Genomic DNA, 12678 nt, shown 5'->3' with positions numbered 1-12678 from the left:
CAAATCAAAACAGCCCCGCGCCCCTTGAGGGGCGCTTCACCGCGCCACCGCCGAGCAGTAGTTCTCGTCCGTCGCCAGCAGGTTCCGGTGCGTGTCCTCGGCCGTGACGACCCCGTCGGCCAGGACGAGGACCCGGTCGGCGGCGTCCAGGAGGGCCGGGCTGCTGGTGAGGACGATGGTGGTGCGGCCCCGGCGCAGCTTCGCGACGTTGCGGGCGATGAGCTGTTCCGTGACCGCGTCGACGGCCGTCGTCGGATCGTGCAGGACCAGGACGTCGCTGTCGGCGGCCAGGGCGCGGGCCAGGGAGAGCCGTTGGCGCTGTCCCCCGGAGAGGTTCGCGCCGCGGTCGCGGACGCCGTAGTCGAGGCCTTCGCGGTGCAGGGCGACGACGTCGGTCAGCATGGACGCCTCGACGGCCTCGGGGACCATGCGGCTGGTGCCCGACGGGTCGATGTTCGAGCGGAGCGTCCCCGCGAAGATCTCCCCGTCGTACGGGTTCACCAGGACGTGCTCGCGGACCGCCTCGACCGACAGGTCCGCGAGGTCCCGCCCGCCGACCCGCACCGTTCCCTCGTACGCGCCGGGCGGGACGTTCACGGCCAGGATCGACGCGAGGTCGGCGGCCGCGCGCGGCTGGTAGGCGGCGATCGCCACGAACTCCCCGGCGGACACCTGGAACTTCAGCTTGCGCAGGGTTCCGTACCGGACGCAGTCGATCTCCACGTCCGCGCTCTCGGCCGGGCGTCCGGACCCCGGCGTCATCACCGGTGGCGCGGTCAGCACCAGTGCCATGCGCTCGGCCGAGGCGCGCGCCATCATGACGTACTTCGGCATCTCCGAGAACAGCTTCAGCGGTTCCATGATGAACTGCGCCAGGCCCACGGCCATGACCAGTTCGCCGATGCTGATCCGGCCGTCGAACGCCAGCCAGCCCGCCGTCAGCGTCACGGCGCCGGCGAGGATCGCGTTGAGGGCCAGCGCGGTGCCCGCGTACGCGCCGTTCACCTTGGCGACGGTGATCGCCTGGACCTTCGCCTCCGTGCTGACCTTCCGATAGGACCGGAACGCCGCGTGGTTGCCGCCGAAGCCGTGCAGCGGACGCAGGCCGGTGATCAGGTCGGCGACCTTCGCGCCCGCCCGCGCCACCCGGGCCTGCTGTTCCTGGGTGCTGGTGCCGATCCGCTTGGACAGCACGCTCAGGCAGGACAGGATCGCGACGGTCCCCACGATCACCAGCAGGCCGAGCCGGATGTCGGCCATACCCAGGGCGACCGCCGCGACCACCACCGCTACCAGCGAGCTGATCAGCAGCGGCACCACCTCGATGATGTCGGCGGTCTGGTCTGCGTCCTCGGTGGCGATGGTCAGCACCTCGCCGGACTTGAGGTCGACGTCCCGGGCCACCGGCTGGAGCCCGCAGGCCGCGACCTTCACGCGCCAGCGGTGCGCCTCCGTCGTGTTGGCCTTCTGGAGGATGCGCATCCCGAACCGCCACGACAGCGACACGGTCGTGATGATCACGGCCAGTACGGCGATCGAGAGGCCGAGCGCGCCGAGGCTGCGGTCCCGCATCGTGTGCTCGACGATCAGGCCGAGCGCGATGGGGAAGGCCGTCTCGCCCGCCTGGTACAGGCCCATGAGGAGGGTGCCGCCCGCCATGGCGCCGACGTTGCGGCGCAGTGCGGTGCGGAGGATGTCGGACCCCGAGCGGGGCCGCTGCGTGTCAGGAGTTGTCATCGAGGTGGCGGGCAATCGCTTCCGGGGTGCGCAGGGTGAACAGGTCTCGGATCGTGATCACTGGACCGTACTCGCGGCGGAGCAGGCCGATCAGCCGCACCGCCAGCATGGAGTGTCCTCCGAGGGACACGAAGTCGCTCACCGCGCTCACCTCGTCGTCGTCCAGGTCCAGTGCCTCGGCGAAGTACTCGCACACCACGGTCTCGGTCTCGGTCTCGGGTCCCCGCTCCCCCACCGTGGTCAGCGCGCCCAGCGGCTTGGCCTCCGGCAGGGCCTTGGTGTCAGCCTTCCCGTTCACCGTCAGCGGGATGCTGTCCACCTGGGCGTAGTGGGTGGGACGCAGGAAGTCCGGCATTCCGGCGCCGACTTCGGCGGCCACCGTGGCCAACTCCGCGCCATCCAGGACCAGATAGGCCGCCAGCCGGTACGCGCCGTCGACCTGCGGGTCGGGCTGCGCGACTGCAGCCACGAACCGCACCGCCGGGTGCGCCGCGAACACCGCCTCCACCTCGCCGAGTTCGACGCGGTGTCCGCGGATCTTGACCTGCTGGTCGGTGCGGCCCAGGTACATCAGGTTGCCGTCCGGCCGGCGGACCACCAGGTCCCCGGTGCGGTACATGCGCTCGCCCGGTTCCCCGAACGGGCAGGCGACGAAGCGGTGCGCGGTCTGGGCGGGCTGCCCGAGGTAGCCGCGCGCGATGCCGACGCCCGACACGTACAGCTCACCGGGGACGCCGTCCGGCAGGGGCCGCAGCCACGGGTCGAGGACGTAGACGTCGGTGTTGTCGATCGCCACGCCCACCACGGGGTCCGCGCATTCGAAGGTGCCGACGCCGAGGGTGTTGATGGTGTACTCGGTGGGTCCGTAGAGGTTGTAGCCGACCGTTCCGTCGGTCTCGGCGAGCCGCTGCCACAGCGTCGGGGTGACGGCCTCGCCGCCGAGCAGCACCAGCGGCGGCCGGCGCTCCGGGTCGTCGAGCAGGCCCTCGGCCACCAGCTGCTGTGCGTAGGTCGGCGTCACGTTGACGACGTCGATCCCGTGCTCCAGGCAGTACTCGACCAGCCGGGGCGCGTCGCGGCGCAACTCCTCGTCGCAGACGTGCACTTCATGCCCGTCGGCGAGCCACAGCAGCTCCTCCCACGACATGTCGAACGCGAACGACACGGTGTGCGCGATGCGGAAGATCCGGTGGCCGTGCTCCGCCAGCACCGGCTCGAAGATCCGGCGCTGATGGTTGATCAGCATGTTGGTGAGTCCGGCGTATTCGGTCACCACGCCCTTGGGCTTGCCGGTCGAGCCGGAGGTGTAGATCGTGTACGCGGGGTGCCGCAGGCGGTCCGGGTCGTCCGGCGCGAACGTCCGATACGGCTCGGCCTCGGGAAGCGGGCGGTCCAGCTCGATCAGGTCGCCGTCCAGCGAGGTCAGCCGGGGCGACACGGCGCTCACGGTGAGGATCACCTCCGGGCGGGCGTCCTCGACGATCGCGGCGATCCGCTCGTCGGGGTGGTCCAGCTCCAGCGGCACGTACGCGGCGCCGACGCGCAGCACGGCGAACAGCGCCACGATCGAGTCGAGGGAGCGCGGGACCGCGAGACCGACGTTCGTCTCGGGGCCGATGCCGCGAGAGGCGAGCACACCCGCCACCGCGCGGCTGCGGTCCCGGAGTTCGGCGAACGTCATGGCCGAACCGTGGGCGACGAGTGCGATCCGCTCCGGTGCGCGGTCCGCCGCCCGGTCGAACCGGTCGACGACGGTGTCCGTGCCGACGTCCGTGCGCTCGCCCCGAGCGGGCTCCGGTCCCAGGCCCCGCAGCGCGCCCACCGGGCCGGTCGAGCGGGCCAGGTCCTCCAGTACGCGCAGGTAGTCGTCGAGGAGACGACGGGCGTTCCCGGTGTCCTCGTCGCGGTACTCCAGCTTGACGGTGAGCCGCTCGCCGGGCGTGACGACCCAGGTGAACGGATAGTGCGTGGAGTCGTCGGCCTGCACCGAGGTGATGCCGTGCCGGGCGTTCATCTCGGCGAACGCGTCCATGTCCAGGAAGTTCTGGAGCACGAACAGGTTGTCGAACAGGGTGTCGTGGCCGCTGGCCCGCTGGATCTCGCCGAGCCCCAGGTGCTCGTGCTCCATCGCCTCGACCCTGGCCCTCTGCACGGACGAGAGGTAGTCGCCGACGGTGTCGTGCGGCTGTGGCCGCGTCCACATCGGCACGGTGTTGAGCAGCACGCCGACGATGTCGGACAGTCCCTCGCCCTCCCGGCCGGAGACGGTCACGCCGAACACGGCGTCGCTGCGGCCGGTGTGGGCGCCGAGGAGAAGGCCGAAGGCGCCGGTCAGCACCGAGTTCAGCGTGACGCCGTGCGTCCTCGCCGCTTCCCGCAGCAGGCCGGACTGCTCGGCGGACAGCGTGTGCACGAGCGCGCGCGGCAGGTCGTCCGAGAAGGACGGCGCCGGTCCGGCGAGCAGTGTGGGGCCGGGGAGGCCGGCCAGGTGCTCCGCCCAGAAGCGTTCCGATACGGCGGGGTCCTTGGCGTCGAGCGCCCGGGCGTAGTCCTCGAAGCTCGGCGTGGCCGGGGCCGCGTCCAGGGGCTCGCCCGCGATGACGGCCCGGTACGCGTCGAACAGGTCCCGCAGCATGATCTCGCGGGACCAGCCGTCCCACAGCAGCAGGTGGTAGCTGAGCAGCAGGCCGTCGCGGGCGTCGGGCAGACGCACCACGGTCAGCCGGATCAGCGGCGGCTCACCCGGGTCGAACCCGGTGTCGCGGTCCCGGGCCCGCAGGGCGTCGACCTCGGCTTCCGTCGACAGCCCGACTGTGCGGACGTCGACCCGCCGGCCGGCCTTGAGGACCTGGACGGGGTTGCCGTCGGCGTCGGTCGTGAAGCCGGCGCCCACGACCGGGTGCCGGGCGATCACGTACGCCATCGCCTCCGCCAGCGCGCCCGTGTCCAGGCGCCGGTCGAACGTGAACCAGCTCTGCGCCACGTAGTGCCCGGCCGAGCCCGCCATCTGGGCCTGGAAGAACAGGCCCCGCTGGAGCGGGGTGACCGGTGCGGTGCGCTCGGCTGTCGTGGCGGCGTCCGCGATGCGCTGGAGGGCGCGGTGCCAGTACTCGGTGATCTCGTCGGGGACGCCCTCTGCGAGGGTGAACTCCGCGTGCAGGCTGCCGGTGGTCTCGTCGAGCCAGGCGTTGACCTCGACGGCGTACGGGCTGCCCTGGTCGCCGCCGGTGAGGTGCACCGCCCGCGACTCGCTGCCCCGGCCGAGGTAGTTGAACAGGACCTGCGGGCGGGCGGTGAGCAGCGGGGCCGTCTGCGGGTTGAGATACCTGAGCTGTCCGTAAGCGACGTGGGCGCGCTCGTCCGGCTGGCGCTCGGCGACCTCGCGCGCGGCCGCGACGGGGTCGGTGTGCGCGGTGAGCCGTACGGGTGCGATGGAGGTGAACCAGCCGACGGTACGGGCGTAGTCGTGGTGTTCGAGCACCGGGACCCGACCGTGCCGCTCCAGGTCGATCGCGAGGTCGGTGGGTGACGGCTGGATGTGCGTCAGCGCGGTGCGCAGGGCTCCGCACAGCAGCTCGGTGAGGCCGGCGCCGAGTGCGGCGGGGGCGGTACGGGTGACGCGGTCGGTCAGCTCGGGCGGGAGGACGACCGTGGTCTCGCGCAGACCCTCGACCGCGGGCAGCAGCGCGGGGGCCTGGAGGGTGGTGACCCAGTGTCCGAGGTCGTCGACGGCCTGGGCCGACTGGAGCGTCAGTGCTTCGGCGTACTCGGCGTAGGACGTGGTCGGCGGGGCCAGGGGCGCACCGCGCAGGGCCGTGGCCAGGTCGTCCAGCAGGATCAGCCAGGACACCGAGTCGACGGCGAGGTGGTGCACGGTGACCACGAGGGTGCGGCTCGCCTCCAGCCACGAGAAGGCGATGACCTCCCCGGCCTCGGGGTCGAGCCGTCCGGCGGCCTCGTTCGCGGCCGTCGTGGCGTCGGTGGTGTCCGTGCGTACGACGGTGACTTCGCGGGTGGGTTCGGTGCGGAGAGTCCACACTCCGTGTTGGATGCGGAGTCGCAGGCGCAGGGTGGGGTGTGCGGCGACTACGGCATCGGCGGCTCGTTCGACGTCTGTGAAGGAGCAGCTCTCGGGGACCGCCAGTGTCCTGGCCTGGGCGAACCGGGCGAGGGAGCCGCCCAGTCCGCGCTGGCGCAGGATGATCGGCGTCGGGGGGAACGGGCCGTCCTCACGGTGGATCGGGGCGGTGGTCTGTGCTGTGCGCGTCGGCAGGTGCTCGGCGAGGGCGCGGGGGGTCTTGTGCAGGAACACGTCCCGGGGGGCTATGGGCAGGCCGAGTGTCCTGGCCCTGTTCACGACCGTGATGGCGATGATGCTGTCGCCTCCGGCGTGGAAGAAGTCGGTGTCGGCGGTCACCTCCGAGCCGGGCAGCGTCTCTGTGAAGATCTTGGTGAGTGCGGCGACCGCGGTGCTTTCGTCTGCGGGTACGTCGTGGCTTGTCGCGCCCCGCGGCGGAGCCGCACATTGATACAGCCCCGCGCCCCTGAAAAGGGTCCGCTTCTCCAAGCCCCTTCGGTCCAACTTGCCGTTGACCGTCAGCGGCAGGGCGTCGATCGTGAGCACCTGCTCCGGGACCATGTGAACGGGCAGCTTCCCGGCCAGTCGCTCGGCGAAGTCCGCCGGCGCCCGGCCCACCACGTGCGCCACCAGGTGGTCACCGCTGTCGGCCACCGTCACGGCCACGTCGACCACGCCGTCGAGTTCCCGGACCGCTGTCTCGACCTCGCCCAGCTCGATGCGGAAGCCCTTGAGCTGGACCTGGTCGTCGGCGCGGCCGACGAACTCCAGCTCGCCGTCGAGGGTGCGGCGGGCCAGGTCGCCCGTGTGGTACATGCGGGAGCCGTCCCCCGCGAAGGGGTTCGCCACGAACCGGCCCGCGGTGAGCCCGGGCCTGCCCAGGTAGCCGAGCGAGACCTGGTCGCCGGCGACGTAGATGGCGCCCACCCGGCCCGGCGGTACCGGGCGGAGCCGGTCGTCGAGGAGGTGCGTGACGAGGCCGGGTATGGGGCCGCCGATCGGGCTGACGTCGTCGCCGGGGCCGAAGTCCTCCTCGGTCAGCACGCGGTGGGTGACATGGACGGTGGTCTCGGTGATGCCGTACATGTTGACCAGCTCGGGCGAGCGGGTGCCGTGCCGTTCGACCCAGCCGCGCAGCCGCCCGGGGTCCAGCGCCTCGCCGCCGAAGATGACGCGGCGCAGGGCGGGCAGGGGTTCGCCGGCATGCCGGTCTGCCTCGATGAACTGGTAGAAGGCGGACGGCGTCTGGTTGAGCACGGTCACCCCGCGCTCGCGCACCAGTCGGTGGAAGTCGACCGGGGAGCGGGTCAGCCCGTACTCCGGCACCAGCAGCTCACCGCCGTACGCCAGCGCTCCCCACAGCTCCCAGACCGCGAAGTCGAAGGAGAAGGAGTGGAACTGGACCCAGACGTCGTGCGGGCCGAAGTCCATGTCGGGCTGGGTGTTGGCGAGCAGCGTCACCACGCTGGAGTGCGGGACGACGACGCCCTTGGGCCGGCCTGTCGATCCGGAGGTGTAGATCACGTAGGCCGGGTCGTGCCAGCCTGGCTCCCGGCGGGGATGCGCGGGGGTGTCCTGCGGAAGTTCGTCGCCCTGGACGAGTACGCGCGCCTGTACGCCCGTACGGGCCAGGAGTTCGGTGAAGCGGTCGCGCTGCTCCCGGTCCACCAGGACGACCTGCGGCGCGGCGTCGGCGAGGATGTACTCCAGCCGTTCGTCCGGGTAGGCCAGGTCCAGTGGTACGTACGCGCCGCCCGCGCCGACGATCGCGACCAGGGCGACGACCTGCTCGACGGACCGTGGGACGGCGACCGCGACCCGTCGGCCGGGGCCGACTCCGGCGGCACGCAGAGCGGCGGCCAACTCGTCCTTGGCGTGGGCCAGTTCGCCGTACGTCAGGGACCGGGTACGGCCGTCGAGACCGCACTGGGTGACGGCGGTGGCGGCCGGGTCGCGCCGCGCGGCGGCGTCGAACAGGCCGCCCAGGGTGGTCGGGGTGATGTGCGCGGGGCGCCGGTCGCCCTCGGAGGCCACATCGTCGACCAGGGTGTCCGGCCGGGTGAGCAGGGCGGTGAGGGTCGAGGCGAAGGTGCGCAGGATCGCCTGGGCGGTGGTCTCCCGCAGCAGTTCGCCGTCGTAGATCAGGTTGAAGCGGGGGCGGCCGTCGAGTGCGCGTTCCACGACCAGGGTCAGCGGGTAGTGGGGTGCGCCCTCGTTGACGAGATCGGTGACGGCGAGGGTGTCGCCGGGCCGGCGCAGTGCGTCCACGTCGGTCGCTACGTCGAACACCACCAGGGTGTCGAACAGCGAGCCGGCCTCGGCCTGGCGGCCGATCCTGGCCAGGGAGACGTGCTGGTGCGGCAGGACGGCGGCCTGGTGTTCCCGCACCGAGGCGAGGAGGTCGCGTGCGGTGGTGGTGGCGGTCCAACGGGCGCGGACCGGGATGGTGTTGATGAACAGGCCCACCATGTCCTCGATGCCGGGCACGTCCGCGTCACGGCCGGACACCGTGGAGCCGAACACCACGTCCTGTCCGTGCAGGATGCCGCCCAGCGTCACCGCCCAGGCGCTGTGCACGGCCACGCTCAGCGGCACGCCGGCCGACCGTGCGGCCGCGTCGACGTCATGGTCCGGGTGCACGGCGGTGTCGGCGAACCGGTCGGACGGGGTGTGCCCCTCGGCGACCAGCGACGGGCCGGGAAGGCCGGCGAGCTGCTCGCGCCACACCCGGTCGCTCTCGTCGGCGTCGCGTCCGGCGAGCCAGGCCACGTAGTCGGAGAAGCCGCCGATTGGGTAGACGGTCCCCGGCGCGTGGTACTCGGCGAGCAGGGCGCGGAGCATCGGCGGCACCGACCAGCCGTCGGCGATGATGTGGTGCACGGTCTGCACGAGGACGGTCCGGCCGGGACCCGAGCGGATGAGGGTGTACCGCATCAGCGGGCCGGTGGCGAGGTCGAATCCGGCGCGGCGGTCCCGCTCGGCCAGGTCGCGCAGCTCGGTGTCGGTGATGCCGGGGCGGTCCAGGGTGGTGAAGGGCGCCTCGACGCCGCTCTCCAGTACGGAGACCACGCGGCCGTCGGCGAGGGCCACGAACCGCGCGGCCAGGTTCGGGTACAGCGTGAGCAGCCGGGTGGCCGCAGCCGCGAGCCGGTCGGCGTCCACCTCGCCGTCCAGGGTGAGCAGTTGCTGTTCGACGTAGGCTCCGGCCGAGTCGTCGTCGAAGACGGAGTGGAAGTACAGGCCCTCCTGCAACGGTGTCAGCGGCAGGATGTCCCGCAGTGCCGGGCCGTCCAGGGCGTCGACGTCGGCCTGGGTCAGCGGCACCAGGAGGAAGTCGCTGGGCGAGTGGCCGCCCGGCGGGTCGAGTGCGGCCAGTCCGGCCAGGGCGTCCCGGAAGTAGCCGCCGATGGTCTCGATGTCCTCGTCGGTGAACATGCCGTCGGGCCAGGAGATGGTGGTGACCAGGTCGTACTCGCCGGTCGGGGCCGGCTCGGCGATCGCGTTGAACTCCAGGGCGCGCGGCAGTCGCATCCGCGGGTCGCGCTTCTCCCCCAACTGGCCGGTGGTCCGGGCGAGTTGCCAGTCGCCGGGGTCGCCCGCGGCGAAGCGGCCCAGGTAGTTGAAGAGCACCTGCGGTGCGGGCGCGTCGAACTCGGTGTCGGTCAGGTACCGCAGGGCACCGTAGGAGACGCCGTTGTCCGGCACTCGGGCGAGGTCTTCCTTGACCGCTTTGAGGGCGGCCGTCAGGTATTCGGGTGCGGTCGGGTCGGTCGCCGTGCCGGGGTCGACGGTCACCGGGAAGAGGGTGGTGAACCAGCCCACTGTGCGGGACAGTTCGGGTTCGAAGCTGGCGGAGCCCGCCACGAACCGTCCTTCGCGGCCGTGGCCCTCCAGTTCGATGTGCGCGAAGGTCTGGTCCTGTCCCAGGTCGCGGCGCCACCGGGCGAGCGCGACGGCGAGCCCGGTCAGCAGGACGTCGTTGACCCCCGCGTGGAACTTCGCGGGGATGTCGCCCAGCAGCGCGGCCGTGATCTCCGGGCCGGCCGGGACGGTCCGCAGTCGCTCCGTGGCGACGGTGTCGGCGTCGGACAGCGCGCGCCTGCCCACCGGCTGGTCCTCCGCCGGCAGGGGACGCCGGTAGTAGGAGCTGTCAGCGTCGAACGCCGCGCGCTCCAGCAGTTGCGTCCAGCGCCGGAAGGACGTGCCCACCGGGGGCAGGTCGATCGGGGTACCTGAGGTGAACTGCCGCCAAGCCGTGGCCAGGTCGTCCATGAGGATCCGCCAGGACACGCCGTCGATCACCACGTGGTGGGCGACCAGGACCAGCTGCCGCGCCGCGCGGCGCCAGACGGCGCGCAGCATCACACCGCTGCCGGGGTCCAGGGCGTCGGTGGCGAGTGCGACGCACGCGTCGAGTGGCCGGTCGCTCTCCTGCCACCCGGCGACGGCGCGGTCCGGCTCCGGGATGTCGAAGCTCCAGCGGTCGGCGCGCACCAGCCTTGCGCGCAGCATGTCGTGCCGGCGGACCACGGCGGTGAGGATCTCGTCGAGAGCGTCTGCGGTCAGGTCCGGCGGGGTGTTCAGCACGACCGACTGCACGAAGCCGTCGATGGCGTCGGTGGTCTCGCCGAGCCACTGCACGATGGGCGAGCCCACGACGGGCCCGGTCGCGACATCACGGTGGTCGACCGTGGAGACGTCCTCCCGGCTCGCGACCGAGGCCAGGGCCCCCACGGTGCTGTGGGTGAAGATCTGCCGTGCCGTGACGTAGAGGCCCGCGTCGCGCAGTGCGGTCAGCAGCGAGATCGCCAGGATGCTGTCGCCGCCGAGCTGGAAGAAGTCCTGGTCGACGCCGACCTCTTCGAGCCGCAGCACCGCCGCGACCGCCGCGCAGACCGCGCGCTCGTTGTCGGTGGTGGGCCGTACGAGCGTCCCCGTGCCGATCGTGGGCTCCGGCAGGGCGTTGCGGTCGAGCTTGCCGTTGGCGGTGAGCGGGAACTGGGTGAGCACGACGATGTGGGCGGGCACCATGTACTCGACCATGTGCTCGGCGGCCCACGCCTTGACCTCGTCCGCCCGCAGGTCCTCGCTGCCGGCGGCCGGGATGACGTAGCCCACCAGGTAGGTGCCGCCCGCGGTGTTCTTCCGCGCGACGACGCAGGTGTGCCGTACGCCGGGGTGCTCGGCGAGGCCGACCTCGACGTCCTCGATCTCCAGCCGCATGCCGCGGATCTTGATCTGGTTGTCGGCGCGGCCGAGGAAGTCCAGCGATCCGTCCGGGGCGAACCGGGCGAGGTCACCGGTGCGGTAGAGCCGGGAGCCGTCGTTCGCGAAGGGGTTGGCGACGAACCGGGAGGCCGTCAGACCGGGCGCGCCCACGTAGCCGCGTCCCAGGAGGAACCCGCCCACGTACAGTTCGCCGCCGACGCCGACGGGGACCGGGCGCAACTCCTCGTCGAGGACGTACAGCTGGGTGTTGGGGTTGGCCTTGCCGATGGAGGTCGACAGGCGTTCCGCCGCTCCCCGGTAGATGACGTGGGAGACGCCGATGGTCGTCTCTGCCGGGCCGTAGCCGTGGTACATGGGGATGTCGAGCTTGGTGCGGAACCGCTCGTACAGCTCCGGGGTCAGCACCTCGCCGCCGCACCACACGTGCCGCAGGCTGTCCAGGCGGCCGGAGTCGCCGGCGATCTCCAGCAGGACGTCCAGCATGGACGACACCAGGTACGTGAAGGTGACGCGCTGTTCGGCGATGACGCTCAGCAGGTGGTGCGGGTCGCGTTCGCCGCCGGGGCGCAGCACCACCAGTCGGGCGCCGGACACCAGCGGCAGGAATATCTCGTTGATGGAGATGTCGAAGGACAGCGGCGCCTTGAACAGCGAGGCGTCGTCGTGGCCGAAGCCCAGGATCTCGTTCACCTGCCACAGCAGGCGCTCGCTGATCGCCTCGTGCCGGATCATGGCGCCCTTGGGCCGTCCGGTCGAGCCGGACGTGAAGATCACGTACGCGAGGGCGTCGCCCCGGACGGTGATGCCGGTCCCCTCGGTGGGGTGGGAACCGTAGCGCCAGTCGTCGAGGTCGACGGCCACGGCCGGTGGTTCGGCCGGGTCGTGCTCGCCCGAGTCATTGAGCTGCAGGACGACCCGGGCGTCCTCGATGACGACGGCCCGGCGCGCGGCGGGCCACTGCGGATCGAGCGGCACGAACGCGCATCCTGCCTGGAGCACGGCGAGCAGCCCGATGACCATCTCGGCGGAACGGCCCAGTGAGATGCCGACGACCTGTTCGTGACCGAGGCCGCGTTCGATCAGCTGGTGGGCCAACTGGCTGGATCGCTCGGCTGCCTGACGGTAGGTCAGCGAGCGGTGCTCGTCGACGATGGCGACGGCGTCCGGCCTGGTCCGTGCCTGCTCGCGGAACATCTCCACGATGGTCGGCCGGATGCGGTCGGCCCCGGTGTCGTTCCAGCGGGCCAGGAGTTCGAGTCTCGCCGCCGCACTGGACGGGCCGATGGTGCCGAGGGGCCGGTCCGGGAAGTCGGCCAGGTCGTCCAGCGCGAGCTGCGCGTCGGCCGGCGCGACGGTGGCGGGCACGGTGATGCTCCGGCCGTCCGCGCCGACCTCGAAGTCACCGGACCCGGCCCCGCCGTTGTCGACCCATCCGAGGACGTCGGCGAAGAGGGTGCCGGGGGTGAGGTCGATGCCGTCGGGGCTCCGGCCCGTCGTCCAGTACGACAGCCCGATGGCGCAGGCTTCGGTGATGGTCCTGTCGGAGTGGTCGCCGGTCCGCCGGCGTACGTCGGCCAGGCGTGCGGGAGAAAGCCGTACGAGACGAGCGCTCGGTTCCATCATCGAAGACTCAG

The 12678-nt window shown here is 71.9% G+C and carries 2 protein-coding genes; both read right to left on the bottom strand.

The genetic code is table 11. From position 1 onward, the window contains the following. Positions 1-36 precede the first annotated feature (36 nt). On the bottom strand, positions 37-1737 hold the full coding sequence (locus ACH4G3_RS06080) for an ABC transporter ATP-binding protein (RefSeq protein ID WP_397623303.1): 1701 nt from the start codon (positions 1735-1737) through the stop codon (positions 37-39). After that, positions 1724-12667, bottom strand: a complete 10944-nt coding sequence (locus tag ACH4G3_RS06075) for a non-ribosomal peptide synthetase (RefSeq protein ID WP_397623302.1) — start codon at positions 12665-12667, stop codon at positions 1724-1726. The genes ACH4G3_RS06080 and ACH4G3_RS06075 overlap by 14 nt, the downstream gene beginning before the upstream one ends. Between the last annotated feature and the right edge of the window lie 11 nt (positions 12668-12678).

The sequence above is a fragment of the Streptomyces afghaniensis genome, assembly GCF_044327915.1.
GTDB lineage: Bacteria > Actinomycetota > Actinomycetes > Streptomycetales > Streptomycetaceae > Streptomyces > Streptomyces afghaniensis.
Note: the sequence above shows the minus strand (reverse complement) of the source record. Positions and strands in the feature narration are given on the sequence as shown.